Origin of the sequence: Marinobacterium arenosum, from assembly GCF_019795155.1 — a bacterium.
GTDB lineage: Bacteria > Pseudomonadota > Gammaproteobacteria > Pseudomonadales > Balneatricaceae > Marinobacterium_C > Marinobacterium_C arenosum.
In genome coordinates this window covers 33,627-49,776 of sequence record NZ_JAILYN010000012.1, presented here as the reverse complement: position 1 = coordinate 49,776, position 16,150 = coordinate 33,627, and the positions used below count along the sequence as shown (strand labels likewise).

Below are 16,150 nucleotides of genomic sequence, written 5' to 3'. Positions count from 1 at the left end.
TTTACGACACTCCGTGAAGCCGTTACTGCTGGGATTGCTGATGCTTCCACTGCTCACCAACCAGTCGGTCGCCGGGCCCGGCCAGTATCAGCTGGCCGAGCGGGAACTCACCCTGCAGGAAGCCGCTGGCCGAGCCCAGCAACAGTATGGCGGCAAGGTGATCAAGGCCGACCCGGTGATACGCGACGGTCGCAACGCCTACCGAATCCGGCTGGTTCGGCCGGATGGCCGGGTGCGCGAGATCATGATGGATGCCGACAGCGGTCGTCCGCTTGAACGGAAAAGGAAGTAAACCGGTATGAAAATCCTGCTAGTCGAAGATGATGAAAACCTGCGCCGCCAGCTGAGCGGCTCGCTGAATGGCCGCGGCTATACCGTCGAAGAGGCGGCTGACGGTGAAGAGGCCCGCTACCTGGGGCTGGAGTTCCCTTACGACCTGGCGATCGTCGACCTCGGCCTGCCCAAGCTGTCCGGTATCGAGGTGATTCGCCAATGGCGCGCCAATGATATCCAGTTCCCGATCCTGATCCTGACCGCCCGCGGCGACTGGCAGGACAAGGTCAGCGGCCTGGAGGCCGGCGCCGACGACTACCTGGTCAAGCCGTTCCATATGGAAGAGCTGGCCGCCCGGCTGAACGCCCTGCTGCGCCGTGCTGCCGGCCACGCCTCGCCGGTAATCGAAATCGGCCCGATCAAGCTCGATACCGTGGCCCGCACGGTGCACCGTCATGGCGAGCTGGTCAAGCTGACCAGCTACGAGTACCGCACCTTCGAATACCTGGCGCTGAATGCCGGTAAGACCATCTCCAAGACCGAGCTGACCGAGCACCTGTACCACCAGGATTACGACCGTGACAGCAACGTGCTGGAGGTGTTCGTGCGCCGCCTGCGCGGCAAGCTGGACCCGGACGGCGATCTGAACCCGATCACCACGGTGCGCGGATTGGGCTACCGTATCGAACCGCCCGGCGAGTCCGGCAACGGCTGATGCGGCTGCCCAACTCGCTACGCAGCCGGCTGCTGCTGGCATCGATGCTGCTGATGCCACTGGTGATGCTGGTGGCCTGGTGGGCGCTGCTGGAGTCCTACCACAACAGCCTGGAAACCGCGGTGCGCGACCGGCTGCAAACCCAGGTCTATCTGCTGATCGGCGCTGCCGAAGTGGCCGGCGGCGAGGTACATATGCCGGAACTGCTGACCGAGCCGCGCTTCAACCAGCTGCAATCCGGTCTCTATGGCGCGCTGCACGATGCCGACAATCGACTGCTGTGGCGCACTACCTCCAGTGCCCTGCTGGCCGACAGCATTCTGCCGCCGCCCGACCCGATGCCGCTGCCCGGCGAGCTGCAATTCGACCACCTGGCCGACAATCAACTCTACCGGGTCCGTTTTCCGGTGATCTGGGAAACCCTGGAGAAGGAACACCATCTACTTTTCACCGTGCTGGAAAGCGACCAGCCGACCAGCCATGCACTGGCCGCCTACCGTAAGCAGCTGACCTTCTGGTTCGTTGCCGTATTGGTGCTGGCGCTGGCGGTGCAATGGAGCATCATGACCTGGGGGCTGCAGCCGTTGAAACAACTGGCGGCAGACCTCAAGCGGATCGAAGCCGGCGAAGCCGAACAGCTGCAGGGCAATTACCCGACCGAGGTGCAGGCGGTCACCGATAACCTGAACCTGCTGCTACACAGTGAACAGCAGCAGCGCAGCCGTTACCGCAATACGCTCGGCGACCTGGCCCACAGCCTGAAGACGCCGCTGGCGGTGATTCGCGGCGCAGCCGAAGAATCCCAGTCACAGCAGAACTACCAGCAAGCGGTCGAGGAGCAGGTCGATCGGATGGACCAGATCGTCCAGTACCAGCTGGCCCGGGCGGTGAAAAGCCAGGGCCCGGCACCACTGTCCGGCGGGGTGGCCTTGAAACCGGTGGTGGAGCGGATCCTGGCGGCGCTGGCCAAGGTCTACCGCGACAAGGGGATCGATACCCGGCTGGAGCTGCCGGACGGCCTGAACGTCGCCGCCGACGAGCGCGACCTGATGGAGCTGCTCGGCAACCTACTGGAAAACGCCTTCAAGTACGGCGACGACCAGGTGCGGGTCAGCGCCTCGGTTAACAGCCGCTGGCTGCAGATCGAGATCGCCGACAACGGCCCCGGCATCTCGCCGGCGCTGCGCCAGAAGATTCTGCAGCGTGGCGAGCGGGCCGATACCTCGGTGCAGGGTCAGGGGATCGGTCTGGCGGTGGCGGTAGACATCCTCAGCACCTACGGCGGCGATCTGAACGTCGCCGAGGCCCCCGAAGGCGGCGCGTTATTTCAGTTAAGCCTGCCGAGTAGCTGAGTTTTGAGTGAACAGTTTTTAGTTAACAGTTATGAGTTAACGGAGCTCGGCAGGTCGTATCCACTAGCGCTTCCTATGTAGGAGCGTCGATGAATGGAAGACTATCCCTGCTCGGCATTGCGTCCGCCCCCTTTTCCATTATCAGAAAAATTCACCAGATATCGGGTCAGCCGCTGTACCGACGGCGCCAGGGTAAAGGAGATCAGCGCCGCTGCCGGCCAGGCGGTGATGAAGGCGCTGAGCCAGCGGCTGATGAAATCCGCCGTGAAACCGAGGTTCAGCCAGGTCACCCAGGCGGTCATCAGGAACGACAGCACCAGCGACAGCAGGAACGCGAAACAGAGCCGGAACTTCATGCCGCATCTCCCAGCCGCTCGACCGGCGTCAGCGGCGTAATCTCGACCACTTCGGTCAACCCAAGCGCCAGGCAACGCTTGGTGTGTTCGGCCTCGAAATGGGCATCCAGGGACTCCTTGCCCCGCCAGGATTCCCACAGCAGAAAGTCCCCTTCGCGATCGTTGTCCTCGAACACCGAAAACTGCAGGCAACCCGGTTCATGGCGGGTCTCCCGTTCCAGCAGGGCCAGCTCTTTTCTGGCCTCTTCCAGTCGTTGCGGGTCGGTTACCCGGATACGGGCTATCAGGTCGTAGGAATTCATAAACAGCTCCTGAGGTTTCAGAGCGGTCAGACTAGCAAGGCAACATTTTTGTAAGTAGAGTTAAATCTAAAAGCCATTATTACAATTTTGTAAAATGCTGGATGACCTTAAGCTGTTTACCCTGGCTGTTGAAGAGGCCAGTCTGACCGCCGCCGCCGAGCGGCTGGAGACCACCGTCGCCACCGTATCGCGGCGCCTTAGCGCGCTGGAGCGGCAACTGGGTTGCAAACTGCTGCACCGCTCACCGCGTGGCCTGACGCTAACCCAGGAGGGCGAAACCTATTACAACGAATGCGCCGAACTGATCCAGGCGCTGGACCAACGGCTCGGCGGGTTGGACAAGGCGCTGCACAGCCTGGCCGGGCCGCTGAAAGTACTGGCCCCCACCAACCTGGCGGTCGGCCCGTTGGACCCGTTCTGGCCGGACTTTATCCGCCAGTACCCGAAGATCGAACTGACGCTGGACCTCAACAACGCCACCATCGATCTCAAGCAGGCCCAGGCCGACCTGGCGGTCCGTATCGGCCCGCAGGCGGATTCCACGCTGATCCAGAAAAGGCTGGGCCATATCGATACCGTGCTGGTCACCTCGCCCAGCATGGATCAGCCATTGCCCGAGCGGATTGACCAGTTGCTGGAAACACCGACCGTCGCCACCGGCCAATTGAACCAGTGGCAATTATCAAACCGTGATGGAGAAAGTCAGACACTGCGGAAAAAGCACAGCTATATCAGCAACGACCTGATGATGGCGATCAACCTGGTGAAAGGCGGCGCCGGCGTTACCCTGGCACCGCTCAATGCGGTCTATCCGCTACTGCAATCCGGTGAGCTGGTACAGCTATTGCCGCACTGGCAGGGCCAGCGGCGGGAACTCTACCTGGTCTGGCCCTATAGGCGCAGTCTGTCGGCCCGGGCACGGGTGTTGATGGAACAGCTGACCGATTTCCTGCAACAGCAGCCCTGGTTCAATCCGATTGATTTACGTTAAGAACCCTCGCGTTCACAGCACGATCGCTACCCCGGTGTAGCCGCGGATTTATCTGAGACCCTTTTGGCTATAAACCAAAACAGTGACTCGCAGCACCCACGGGCATAAAAAGCGAGCTGCCACGAAGCGCGGCTTTCTTGCAGGAGGGGGTTTAGAGACTGCGGCAACCACGCACTTATAGAAATTCTGCCCACAATAATATAAAAAACAAAAAAGCGCACAGCTATTAAAATAACCATGCGCTTTCTTTTATTGCCTTCTAATATTTTCTAATGAGAGACAGGCTTAAACTTATTCCTCATCCAGATCATCCAATTCAACAGCCGACTCGATCTCCTGCGGTTTCGGTGTGCCTTTTTTATGGGTCTGTTTTTTGCGGATTTTCAGCAGCTGCTTGTCGACCTTGTCGCTCAGTGAATCCAGTGCGGCGTAGAGGTTATCGCCAACCGCCTTGGCAAACAGGTCCTTGCCCGCCACATGCAGGGTGGCTTCAGCTTCATCCTGCTGGTCGACCTTAGCCAGTGTAATCTGGGCGCTGGTGATCATATCGAACCGCTTCTGACTCTGTCCCAGCCAAGCTTCGATTTTTTCACGGACAGCGGGAGATACCTTATCGTTGCGGTTAGTGATATTGATGATCATTTTGAATCCTTACTGCAGAATATGCAGGGTGATTTATTACATACCACAACCAGGGGAAGCATTTTATTTTCAAACTGAAAACGGAGATAAAATAAACCTTTTCAAACACTTCCGAAGGCCACGCCTTTATTAGTACGCCTCCTTCAGTGGGATTTCAACCATTATTTTCAACAAAAGAGGGCGGGGGCTGATCTGGCGCATGCCTCCCCCTGGCGAGGCCAACGGCCGCTGCGCGCTTATTGCGCCTGCAGCCGCTGCAGCCGTTCGGCAGAACTGGGATGGGTCGCCAGCCAGTCAGGTTGGCCGCCCCCCTGCTGCTCGGCCAATCGCACCAGCAACTGGCCCATCCGGGCCGGGTCACGGCCCCGAGCCAACAGCAGTTGCTTGGCGAAGGCATCGGCTTCGAACTCGAACTGGCGGGAGTAGTGCTGCTCCACCAGGAAGGTGGGCAGGCCGACCAGCACCCCCTGGGCGGCGCTGACGTCGCCGGTCACCGCGGCCAGGACCACCAGCATCGCACTGTTCTGCAGCAGGCTACGCAGCAGATGACGCTGCTGCAGATGGCCGATCTCATGAGCCAGCACGCCGCTGAGCTCGTCCGGGTGTTCAGCCAGCTGCACCAGCTGGTCGGTGATCAGCAATTCACCGGAGGGCAGCGCCAGGGCATTGGCGCCCAGCGGGCCGCCATCGCGCAGCAGCAGCCGATAGTCGGCTTCGGGCAGTTGGCCGTTCAACTCGGCCATCAGCGTCTGCAGCAACTGGCGTTGCTCCGCCGGCAACTGGCTGGGCTTGAACAGTTGCCGGTCCAGCAATGCCAATGTCGAGCCGCCCAGTTCGCGCACCATCGGTTCCGGCAGTTGCCGGGCAAGCTGCTCGGCCATCACCGGGATGCCGTAACGGAACAGGCCGAATCCGGCGGCAACGGTGATCAGCAACGCCAGCAGCACATAGCGCAAGCGGCTCTCCATCGTTGCCAGCCAGCGCCCCGAAGGACTGGGGTTGAAACGCTGTTCGAGGCGGTCGATGGTGTCGTTGTCGCGGCATTCGAAGCGCCGGCCGTCGACCAGCTGCAGGTAGCGGGCAGAGCTGCCGATCCGATCGCTGACCTGCAACTGCTGCCAGTAACCAAGCGACTCCTGCGCACACCAGACCCGGCCCTGTGGGTCGACGCTGAGCCGGGCAGGTTCACGGCGGGAGCTGCCGGCGGCGTACAGATAGCCCTGCAGTTGCATCAGAGCCCCAGCTCCAGATCGAGCAGTTCACCGACCTCCTCGCCGATTGCGCTCTGCGCCTGTTGCTGGGCCTGGAGGAAATTATCCAGCTCGCCGGCGGCCAGCAGCTTGGTGCAGGCGGCCCGGTAACGGGCCATGCGGACCCGCGCCCAGGGCAGCGCCAGCCCGAGGCTGAGCACAATCGCCAGGGTATTGCTGATCAGGATCAGGAAGTACGGCCAGACCCGCAGTGCGCTCTGCAACCGGTGCCGGTCGAGCGAACTGTGGTTATGGACGATGTTGGTGATCCGCACCCGCAGGAAGGCGTACAGCCAGTAGTACAGCGGCACTGTCGCCAGGCCGATCAAGCCGGTCAGCTCGACCGGCAGCAATTGCAACGCGAACAGCGCCGCGATGCCACCGGCCATCGCCAGCATCAGCAGCATCGCCAACAGGTAGGTCTTGTAGAACATGGCGAAGCCGAAATGGGCTTCGAATCCTGCCTGGCCAAACCGGCTGTGGGCCACCAGCCAGCGCTTCTGGCGATAGAACATATAGGGCAGCAGCAGCCCCAGCGTCAGCGCACTCAGCAGCGGCAGCAGTACGAATACCATTAAGGCGCTACCGTAGCCGGCCTCGAAACCGAAGCGGACATTGCGATAGCGGGTGTGGTAACGGTTGAACTTCAGCGTGCGTAGCGCCAGCCAGGGAGTCAGCAACAGCAGCGGGATGGCGATAATCGCGTCCAGCAATGGGACCATCGGCACCAGCAGGGTATAACCGACCACCAATGCCATCACCACCAGCCAGCCCTTCAGCAGGGTGATCGGGTCGGCGGTGTACTCGAAGCTGGCACCGTCCAGCCAGGTATGGCCGTGGAAATACTGCCGGGTACGCACCTTGGCCCAGGGGGCATAAAGCCCCAGGGTCAGTACCGTCAGGCAGACGTTGACGATCCAGATACGGAAATACTCACCAGCGCTGCCGGTGAATTCGAATGGCAATGGTTGCCGTAACGGCAAAGGTTCCCTGTCCATCGTTCTGCTCCATGCGAGTTGGCTGGGACTGATCAGTATAGGTTCTGAGGCGTCAGCCGGCGCTCGTTCAGAGCGCCTTGACGAACACCTTCGAATTCCGCTGCAGGTTATAGAGTTCCTGTTTCTTGGCCGGCAGTTCGCTGACCGCCACCTCGGCGAAACCACGCTCGATAAACCAGTGCGCAGTGCGGGTGGTCAGTACAAACAACCTGTTCAACTGCTGCTCGCGCGCCTGCCGCTCGACCGCTTCCAGCAGCGAATCGCCACGCTGGCCGCCGCGGTAGTCGTTGGAGATCGCCACGCAGGCCAACTCCGCCATGCCCTCCTCCGGAAACGGATAAAGCGCGGCACAACCGATGATGGCACCGTCGCGCTCAACTACAGTAAAGCGGTCGATCTCGGTCTCCAGCAGCTCGCGTGAACGGCGTACCAGCACGCCGGCTTTCTCCAGCGGCCGGATCAATTCCAGGATACCGCCGACATCGTCGATACCGGCATCGCGTACCTGCTCATAGGATTCGCGCAGCACCATGGTGCCGGCCCCTTCGCGGGTGAACAGCTCGGTGATCAACGCGCCATCGTCCCGATAGCTGATCAGGTGACTACGCTCGACGCCGCCGTTGCAGGCCGCCACCGCCGCCTCCAGCTGACAACAGAGTTCGCTGTGTGGCGTTTCCGCATCCTCCAGCCGGGACAGGTACTGGTGCACCAGCCGTTCCGCCTTGCGAGCGAGCAGCTCGCTGCGCAGCTCGCCGGTACTGTCGGTGACACCGTTCTGCTCGCCGAACAACACCAGTTTGTCGGCCTGCAGGGTCACCGCCGCCGCCGTGGCGACATCCTCCACCGTCAGGTTGAACAGCTCGCCGGTCGGCGAGTAACCGAGATGGGACAGCAGTACGATTTCACCGGCGTCCAGATGATGCTGGATCGCCTTGCGGTCGATTCGCCGTACCTCGCCGGTATGACGCAGGTCGACCCCCTCGTGCACCCCCATCGGCTTGGCGGTCACGAAATTGCCGGACACCACCCGGATACGGGCGCCGTGCATCGGCGTATTGGCCAGCCCCATCGACAACCGGGTCTCGATCAATACCCGGGTCGACGCCGCCGCTTCGATCACCCGTTGCAGGGTTTCGCTGTCGGTTACCCGCAGATCGTGGTGCAATCGCGAATCGACATTGCTCTCCTGCAGCCGCTGTTCGATCTGCGGTCGCGAACCGTGCACCAGCACCAGTCGCACGCCGAGGCTGTTGAGCAGCGCGATATCGTGCACGATATTGTTGAAGTTGCTGTCGAGGATCGCCTCGCCGCCCAGCATCAGCACGAAAGTCTTGCCGCGATGGGCATTGATGTAGGGTGAAGAGTGGCGGAACCAGTTGACGTATTTTTTGATGTCGTCGATCACGTTGGGTTTATCCGGAAAATGGCCGTCCATATCGGTACGGGGTCGAAAACTAACAGCTAACAGCTAACAGCTAACAGCTAACAGCTAACAGCTAACAGCTAACAGCTAACAGCTAACTCAGCGGGCTCGACAGTACACTGTCAACTTTCATCTGTTAACTCAAATCTTAAAGACAATATTTGCCGATCAGCTGTTCCAGCACCGCCACGCAGGGCTTGATCTGGTCCAATGCGAGGTACTCGTCGGGTTGGTGCGCCTGGTCGATCGAGCCCGGTCCCATGACGATGGTATCCATCCCCAGTTGCTGCAGGAACGGCGCCTCGGTACCGAACGCCACCGGTTCGGCGCGGTGGCCGGTCAGCTTCTCGGCGGCCAGAACCAGCTCCGAATCACGCCGGTTCTCGAACGGCGGAATCGCCGGGAACAGCTCGTCGGTTTCAATCGCCACACCGAAGCGCTCGGCCAGCGGCTGCAGACGGTGGTCGATCTCGTGACGCAGTGCATCGATCGCCATGCCCGGCAACGGTCGCAGATCGTACTCCAGCTCGCAGTAGCCGCAGATCCGGTTCGGGTTGTCGCCGCCGTGGATGCAGCCGAGGTTCAGGGTCGGCACGCTGACCTTGAAATCGGCGTTGCTATATTTGCCCTGCAATTCGCCGCGGTAGGCGATCAGCTCGCCCATCACCGCGTGCATCGCCTCCAGCGCGCTGGCGCCGAGGCTGGGGTCGGACGAGTGGCCGGCCCGGCCGCGAATTCGCACCGCCTCCATCATCATCCCCTTATGCATGTAGATCGGCGTCAGGCTGGTCGGCTCACCGATCACTGCGTAGCGGGCTTTCGGCCGGCCGGCATCGGCCAGCGCCTTGGCGCCGGCCATCGAGCTCTCCTCGTCGGCGGTGGCCAGGATGATCAGCGGCTGTTTCAGCGGCTTGTCCAGGTACGCCTTGGCCGCCTCGATCGCCAGCGGGAAAAAGCCCTTCATATCGCAACTGCCCAGGCCGTAGAAGCGCTGATCCCGTTCCACCAGCTTGAACGGGTCCGACGTCCAGAGTTCCGGGTTGCAAGGCACGGTATCGGTATGGCCGGACAGCACCAGACCGCCGGGACCACTGCCCAGGGTGGCGATCAGGTTGGCCTTGCCCGGCTGGCCGGGTAGCGGGATCACTTCGGTGCTGAAGCCCAACCCTGACAGCCAGGTTTCCAGCTTCTCGATCACTGCCAGATTGCTCTGATCCAGCGCCGGTTGGGTACAGCTGACGGATGGGCTGGCGATCAGTTCGGCCAGCATGGTGACCAGGTCGGGGCAGGCGTTGCGCATCGGGCTGTCCTTTCGGCAATGGGTTGCTGTTCATTGTGCAACCTTTACCCGGATCGGTCTATCGGCCAGTTCGACGGGGAGGCGTTCGGCAACAGTGTGCGAAACAGATATTAAAAGAAATAAAAAGCCCGGCCGTAAACGGCCGGGCGGAAGGGGATCAAAGAAAGTACAGCGAAGCTCAGCCGAACATTCCCTTGAACATGAAGAAAAACATGATTGCCAGGCCGGCACCGGCCGGCAGGGTCACCACCCAGGAGACAGCGATGGTACCGACTACGCGCAGGTTCAGTGCCGCCATACCGCGGGCGATGCCCACGCCGAGCACTGCGCCGACCAGCGTATGGGTGGTCGAAATCGGCAGACCGGTACCGGAAGCGACCACCACCGTGGTGGCTGCGGCCAGGGTAGCGGCAAAGCCGCGGCTCGGCGTCAGCTCGGTGATGTTGTTACCGACGGTGGCGATCACCTTGTGGCCGTACATCACCAGGCCGGCAACGATACCGCCACCACCCAGCAGCAGGATCCAGACCGGCATCGCCGACTTCTGAGCCACCTCACCGCCGGCGGAGACCACGCCGACAATTGCCGCCAGCGGGCCGACCGCGTTGGCCACGTCGTTGGAACCGTGGGCGAACGCCATGGCGCAGGCGGTGAACATCATCAGGATGCCGAACAGTTTCTCGACGCTGGCAAAGTGGTAATCGCGGTCCGCTTCCGGGTTCGGCTGAACCTTCTTCTGCATCTGCATACCCACCAGCATCGCCACGATGCCGAAGCCGACCGAGATCAGCGCGCTCTCACCCCAGCTCAGGTGCAGACCGACATGTTTCAGGCCCTTGGTAAAAGTCACCATGGCGACGATGAAGCCGACCATGAAGATATAACCCGGTACATACTTCTTGGCATTCTTGAACGGATCGTCGGTGTCCAGTATCAACTTCTGCACGCTGCGGAACAGGAAGAAGGCGATAAAGCCGGCCGTCACCGGCGACACCACCCAACTGGCGACGATCTTGCTCACCTTGCCCCAGTTCACCGCATCGGCAGAGATGCCGACCGCGGCAAAGCCGACGATCGCGCCAACGATCGAGTGGGTAGTCGACACCGGCCAGCCGAAGTGGGTCGCCACCAGCAGCCAGATACCCGCCGCCAGCAGTGACGCCATCATGCCGTACACCAGCAGTTCCGGGGTGCCGGACAGCAGCGCCGGATCGATGATCCCCTTGCGGATGGTGGAGGTCACCGCGCCGCCAGCCAGCCAGGCGCCGGCGAATTCGAAGATGATGGCGATAATGATCGCCTGCTTCAGGGTCAGTGCTTTGGAGCCGACCGAGGTGCCCATGGCGTTGGCCACATCATTGGCACCAACGCCCCAGGCCATAAAGAAACCGAATACGCATGCCATCAATACGATGACATCACCGTACTGGGTGATGATTTCCATAATTGAAACTCAGATATCAGATAAGGATTAACGGGCCAGCAACAGATGCAGACGGCTGCCTACCTGCTGCGCTCGGTCGGCGATATCGCCGATCCAGTTGATGATGTTGTAGAGGAACATCACGTCGATCGGGTACAGATCCTTCTCGATCTGGAACAGCGCGCTGCGGATCTCCCGTTCCAGTTCGTCCGTCTGATGCTCCAGGTCGTCCAGCTGATGGATCATCTTTTCCACCGCATCAATCTCGTGGCCGCCGAAGCCGCTGGTCACCAGTTCGTCCAGCTCGTTCATCGCCGTCAGCGCCTGCTCGGAGGTACTCAACGCCATGCGGACGTAATCTTTCATCAATGGTTGAATCGCTTCCGGCACCGCCATCTGGCGCCCCAGCATCAGGCCGGCGACATCCTTGGCGCGGTTGGCGATCTTGTCCTGCATGCGCAGCAGTTCCAGTAGATCGGTGCGCGCCACCGGCAGAAACAGCCCTTTCGGCAGATGCTGGCGAACATCCTTTTTCATCGCATCCGCTTCCCCTTCCAGCTTGGCGATGCGCTTCTGAATCTGTTCGGCTTGCCCCCAGTCATCAGCAAACACCGCCTCGAAGAACGGGATCAGTTCCACAGCACACGCCTGTGCTTTGGCGATATGTTCCTGCATCGGTTTAAACGGCGAGCGCGTAAACATCTGCATGATCGGATTATTGGTCACCATAAGGATCAACCTGTGCGGATTAAAAACTGCGCGAAGTATACGGATAGCTGTCATTAGTTTGTAGCCGTACGGCAATAATTCAATCACCGTTTTGACATATATCCGTTTTTATTCCCCGCTAGGATAAACTGTCGGGCTGGTTCCCAGAACTACCGATTGGAGCATAGGCCATGGCCCAGGAGATTGAACTCAAGCTGTCGTTCAACCCGCACTACCTCGGTTCGCTGCTGCAGCAACCGCTGTTTCACCTGCCGGAGACGGAGGCCCAGGGCGAACGGGAATTGAGCAACCACTATTTCGACACCGCCGATCAGGCACTGCAGCGCGAGCGGGTCGCGCTGCGTATCCGCCGCATCGGCGAGCGCTATATCCAGACCCTGAAAACCCGCGGCCAGTCCGCCGCCGGACTGCACCAGCGCAACGAATGGGAGTGGGAGCTGGAGCGACCGGAGCTGGATTTCGCGCGGCTGGCCGAGGCCGACTGGCCCGAAGCGCTGGCCGGCCTGGACAGCAGCGGGATCCAACCGGCGTTCAGTACCGATTTCAGCCGCCGGCTGTGGCGTTACCGCAGCCGGAACGCCGACGGCAAAGCGGTCGATATCGAGCTGGCGCTGGATCGCGGCGAAGCCTGGCTGGAACAGGATGGCGAGCGGCGCAGTGATCCGATCTGTGAACTGGAGCTGGAGTTGAAACAGGGCCAGCCGGCAGACCTGTTCGCCGTGGCGCTGGAACTGGCACACCATGTGCCGTTGCAGATCTGCGATATCAGCAAGGCCGAACGCGGCTACCGGCTGCACGCGCCGGCGCAGTATCGGCCACCGCTGGAGCGCTCTAAGCCAACTGGCGAGCTGACGCTGGAGCAGGTCTACTGCCAGCTGCTGCAGCAGGAGCTTCAGGCCTGGCCACGGCTGCTGGAAGCCTGGCAATTCAGCCGGCAGTGGCAGTACGTCGAACAGGCGCTGGCATCGCTGTTGAATGTCAGCGCGTTGCGTGCCCGCTTCAGCGACCTGGCGCCGCTGAAGGCTGACGACCCACTGAGCCCACTGTTGGACAAGCTGATCGGCCGACTGCAGCCGCTGCTCGATTGGCAGCGCTGCCGCGAGCTGCTCGGCCCGGCCGGCACGGACTGGAGCGCCCATCAGCAGGAGAAGGCGCACCAGGGGGTGGAGCTGCTTAACCAGACTCTGGAACCGGGTCTCTGCGCGCTGTTGCTGGGCCAGGCACTGCAACAGCGCAGCTGGCGCCAGTACTGGCAGCCGCAGCACCGCGAACGCGCCAACCAGCGACTCGACCAGGCGGAATGACAGGGAGCAGACTTTGCCCGCCCGGTTTCTGATATTCTGGCGGCATAACAGCTCAGAAACGGATTGAACAGCCGGAGCCCGGACCCGCTTACCACCCGCGAGGCGGGCCGGCGTTCCGACAGGAGATTGCGCCGATGGTTGCCGCCCCGCTCGACCGGGTCCCCGAGACCCTGCACCCGCTACTGCAAAAACACTGGTCTGTCATCGCCGACCAGCTCGACAGCCTGCCCGACCAACCGGACCGCTTTATCGACGACCTTAGCCGGGTGCTGGTTGGCAGCGACTTCGTCGCCGAACAGCTGCAGCGACGCAGCGACCTGCTGGCCGAACTCTGCACCAGCGGCGACCTGTACCGCGCCTACGACACCGACCACTATGCCTCGGCACTCGGACAACTGCTGAGCGAAGCCGAGAATGAAGCTGGTCTGCACCGGCTGCTGCGTCAGTTCCGCCAGCGCGAACAGGTGCGGCTGATCTGGCGCGATCTGACCCGGTTGGCCGATATGCGGGCCACCACCCGGGAACTGTCCTGGCTGGCCGACGCCTGTATCGACCGCACGTTGGACTGGCTGCATGACGAGCTTAGCCAGCGCTACGGCCAACCGATGGCACGCGACAGCAAGGGCCAGTTACAGCCGCAGCGGCTGGTGGTGCTGGGGATGGGCAAGCTGGGCGCCAACGAGCTGAACCTGTCATCCGATATCGACCTGATCTTCGCCTTCCCGCACAACGGTGAGACCGACGGCAGCGGCAAGACCCTGGCCAACCAGGATTTCTTTATCCGGCTCGGCAAGAAGCTGATCCAGGCGCTGGACAATATCACTGTCGACGGTTTCGTATTCCGGGTCGATATGCGGCTGCGGCCGTTCGGCAGCGCCGGTCCGCTGGCCGCCAGCTTCGGTGCGCTGGAGAGCTACTACCAGGACCAGGGCCGTGAATGGGAGCGCTACGCGATGATCAAGGCGCGGGTGGTGGCCGGCGACAAACAGGCCGGCGCCGAGCTGTTGACGCTGCTGCGACCGTTCGTCTACCGCAAATATATCGACTTCAGCGCGTTCGAATCGCTGCGCGACATGAAGCAGATGATCAACCGCGAGGTGCGCCGCAAGGGGCTGGAGGGTAACGTCAAGCTCGGCTCCGGCGGTATCCGCGAGGTGGAGTTCATCGCCCAGGCATTCCAGCTGATCCGCGGCGGCCGCGACAGCCGACTGCAACAGCGTGAACTGCTGAACATCCTGCCACTGCTGCCGGAGGTGGTCGGCATGCCGGAAGAAGCGGTCGACCAGCTGGTCACCGCCTATACCCTGCTGCGCAACACCGAACACGCGATCCAGGCGGTCGCCGACCGGCAGACCCAGGAGCTGCCCGACAGCCCGCTCGAACAGGCCCGGCTGGCATTCAGCATGGGCTACCCGGACTGGCCGGCCTTCGCCGCCGAGCTGGAGCATTGCCGGGCGATGGTGCGCCAGCACTTCGCCGATGTGATTGCCCCCGCCGAGGAGGATGAAAGCCAGGCGGACAGCGATCAGCTGGGCGACTGGCTGCTGCTCTGGCAGACCGAGATCGATGACCAACAGGCGATCGAACTGCTGGCCGAAAAAGGCTTCGACGACCCGGCTGCCGCCTGGCAGCAACTGCGCGACCTGCGCCAGTCGCGCACCGTGCAGATGCTGCAGCAGATCGCCAGCGAACGGTTGCTGGCGGTACTGCCCAGCCTGCTGCAGGCGATCAGCCGGGTGGACAACGCCAGCGAGACCCTGGCGCGGGTGCTGAAACTGGTGCAGGCGGTGCTGCGCCGCTCCGCCTATCTGGTGTTGCTGGCGGAGAACCCGATGGCGCTGCAGCAGCTGGTACGGCTCTGCGCCGCCAGCCCCTGGTTCGGCGAGCAGCTCAGCAAGCAGCCGATCCTGCTCGACGAGCTGATCGACCCGCGCAGCCTCTATGCGCCCCCGAACAAAGCCGAGCTGCAGGCGGAACTGCGCCAGCAGCTGCTGCGCATCCCCGAGGATGATGTCGAGCAGCTGATGGAGGCGCTGCGCTACTTCAAGCACGCCCACCTGCTGCGGGTAGCCGCGTCCGACATCACCGGCGCACTGCCGCTGATGAAGGTCAGCGATTACCTGACCTGGACCGCCGAGGCGATCCTCGAGGCGGTACTGGATATCGCCTGGCGCAACCTGACCGAGAAACACGGCCTGCCGATGAAGGAGGCCGGCGTGCCCTGCGAGCTCGATTTCATCGTGCTCGGCTACGGCAAGGTCGGCGGTATCGAGCTGAGCTACGGTTCCGACCTGGACCTGGTGTTTATCCACGATACCGATCCGAACCTGTTCACCGACGGCGACAAGTCGATCGCCAACTCGGTGTTTTTTACCCGGCTCGGCCAGCGGATCATCCATATCCTCAATACCTTCACGCCATCCGGCCAGCTGTACGAAGTGGATATGCGGCTGCGACCGTCCGGCAACTCCGGCCTGCTGGTCAGCAGCCTGAAGGCGTTCCGCGACTACCAGCTCAACGAGGCCTGGACCTGGGAACACCAGGCCCTGGTGCGGGCCCGGGTGGTGGCCGGCGATCCGGCGCTGCAACAGCGCTTCGAAGCGGTGCGCGAAGAGGTGCTGGGTGCCAAGCGCGAGCAGGACAAGCTGACCGGCGAAGTGGTCGAGATGCGCGAGAAGATGCGCAGCCACCTGGGCAGCAAGAACAGCGGCGATGAAGCCTCGGTGTTCCATCTCAAGCAGGACCAGGGCGGCATCGTCGATATCGAGTTCATGGTGCAGTACTGCGTACTGGCGCACGGCTGGCAGTATCCGGAGCTGATGGAGTTCACCGACAACATCCGCATCCTCGACGCGGTCGAACGGGTTGGCCTGTTGCCGGCGGTGGATACCGAACTGCTGCGCGAAACCTACAAGGCGTACCGCTCGGTGGGCCACCGGCTGACCCTGCAGGGCCAGTCCGGCAGCGTGATCGACGATCGTGAGATGACCGACTGCCGCGACCAGGTCAGCCGGATCTGGCGGGATTTGATGGGATCGGAGTGACCCCCAAGGGGGAGCTAACAGCTAACAGCTAACAGCTAACAGCTAACA

The 16,150-nt window shown here is 61.9% G+C and carries 15 protein-coding genes; 6 read left to right on the top strand and 9 right to left on the bottom strand.

The features are described from left to right. The first annotated feature begins 40 nt into the window (after positions 1-40). From K6T12_RS07600 to K6T12_RS07590, 3 genes are read left to right on the top strand one after another with little or no spacing between them, the layout of a single operon-like run. Positions 41-292, top strand: coding sequence for a PepSY domain-containing protein (locus K6T12_RS07600; protein ID WP_222221085.1), 252 nt, complete (start codon positions 41-43; stop codon positions 290-292). Between the two features lie 6 nt (positions 293-298). Then, complete coding sequence (locus K6T12_RS07595; RefSeq protein WP_222221083.1) at positions 299-988, top strand: response regulator transcription factor; 690 nt, start codon at positions 299-301, stop codon at positions 986-988. Further along, complete coding sequence (locus K6T12_RS07590; RefSeq protein WP_222221081.1) at positions 988-2,340, top strand: ATP-binding protein; 1,353 nt, start codon at positions 988-990, stop codon at positions 2,338-2,340. Before K6T12_RS07595 ends, K6T12_RS07590 begins: the two co-directional genes overlap by 1 nt. A gap of 101 nt (positions 2,341-2,441) precedes the next feature. Here the strand turns inward: K6T12_RS07590 and K6T12_RS07585 are convergent, their stop codons facing one another. Beyond that, the gene (locus K6T12_RS07585; RefSeq protein ID WP_222221079.1) at positions 2,442-2,696 is read right to left on the bottom strand and encodes a DUF2798 domain-containing protein; all 255 of its coding nucleotides are present in this window, start codon (positions 2,694-2,696) and stop codon (positions 2,442-2,444) included. Next, positions 2,693-2,998: a putative quinol monooxygenase gene (locus tag K6T12_RS07580; RefSeq protein WP_222221077.1), complete on the bottom strand. Its 306-nt coding sequence runs from the start codon at positions 2,996-2,998 to the stop codon at positions 2,693-2,695. The genes K6T12_RS07585 and K6T12_RS07580 overlap by 4 nt, the downstream gene beginning before the upstream one ends. 94 nt (positions 2,999-3,092) lie before the next feature. Here K6T12_RS07580 and K6T12_RS07575 point away from each other — a divergent pair, with 94 nt between their 5' ends. Further along, the gene (locus K6T12_RS07575; RefSeq protein ID WP_222221075.1) at positions 3,093-3,989 is read left to right on the top strand and encodes a LysR family transcriptional regulator; all 897 of its coding nucleotides are present in this window, start codon (positions 3,093-3,095) and stop codon (positions 3,987-3,989) included. Positions 3,990-4,280: 291 nt separating this feature from the next. Here K6T12_RS07575 and hpf read toward each other — a convergent pair whose 3' ends face one another. The 7 genes from hpf to K6T12_RS07540 form a co-directional block, all read right to left on the bottom strand. Further along, positions 4,281-4,631 (bottom strand): ribosome hibernation-promoting factor, HPF/YfiA family, encoded by a 351-nt coding sequence (hpf, locus tag K6T12_RS07570; protein ID WP_222221073.1) that lies wholly within the window; start codon positions 4,629-4,631, stop codon positions 4,281-4,283. Positions 4,632-4,867: 236 nt separating this feature from the next. Continuing rightward, a complete protein-coding gene (locus K6T12_RS07565) occupies positions 4,868-5,863 on the bottom strand; it encodes a M48 family metallopeptidase (RefSeq protein ID WP_222221071.1) in 996 nt (331 codons plus the stop codon). Further along, complete coding sequence (locus K6T12_RS07560; protein WP_222221069.1) at positions 5,863-6,879, bottom strand: YjgN family protein; 1,017 nt, start codon at positions 6,877-6,879, stop codon at positions 5,863-5,865. The genes K6T12_RS07565 and K6T12_RS07560 overlap by 1 nt, the downstream gene beginning before the upstream one ends. Before the next feature lie 67 nt (positions 6,880-6,946). Next, the gene (argA, locus tag K6T12_RS07555) at positions 6,947-8,284 is read right to left on the bottom strand and encodes an amino-acid N-acetyltransferase (protein WP_390879081.1); all 1,338 of its coding nucleotides are present in this window, start codon (positions 8,282-8,284) and stop codon (positions 6,947-6,949) included. 166 nt (positions 8,285-8,450) lie between these two features. Then, entirely contained in the window at positions 8,451-9,602 is a 1,152-nt protein-coding gene (argE, locus tag K6T12_RS07550) for an acetylornithine deacetylase (RefSeq protein WP_222221065.1), read from the bottom strand. Between the two features lie 178 nt (positions 9,603-9,780). Continuing rightward, positions 9,781-11,046 (bottom strand): inorganic phosphate transporter, encoded by a 1,266-nt coding sequence (locus K6T12_RS07545; protein ID WP_222221064.1) that lies wholly within the window; start codon positions 11,044-11,046, stop codon positions 9,781-9,783. Positions 11,047-11,073: 27 nt separating this feature from the next. Then, positions 11,074-11,754: a TIGR00153 family protein gene (locus K6T12_RS07540; protein WP_222221062.1), complete on the bottom strand. Its 681-nt coding sequence runs from the start codon at positions 11,752-11,754 to the stop codon at positions 11,074-11,076. Positions 11,755-11,924: 170 nt separating this feature from the next. Between K6T12_RS07540 and K6T12_RS07535 the strand changes: the two genes are divergently transcribed. Together K6T12_RS07535 and glnE are read left to right on the top strand one after the other, a co-directional pair. Further along, the gene (locus tag K6T12_RS07535) at positions 11,925-13,058 is read left to right on the top strand and encodes a CYTH domain-containing protein (protein WP_222221060.1); all 1,134 of its coding nucleotides are present in this window, start codon (positions 11,925-11,927) and stop codon (positions 13,056-13,058) included. Between the two features lie 134 nt (positions 13,059-13,192). Beyond that, complete coding sequence (gene glnE, locus K6T12_RS07530) at positions 13,193-16,102, top strand: bifunctional [glutamate--ammonia ligase]-adenylyl-L-tyrosine phosphorylase/[glutamate--ammonia-ligase] adenylyltransferase (RefSeq protein WP_222221058.1); 2,910 nt, start codon at positions 13,193-13,195, stop codon at positions 16,100-16,102. Positions 16,103-16,150 lie beyond the last annotated feature (48 nt).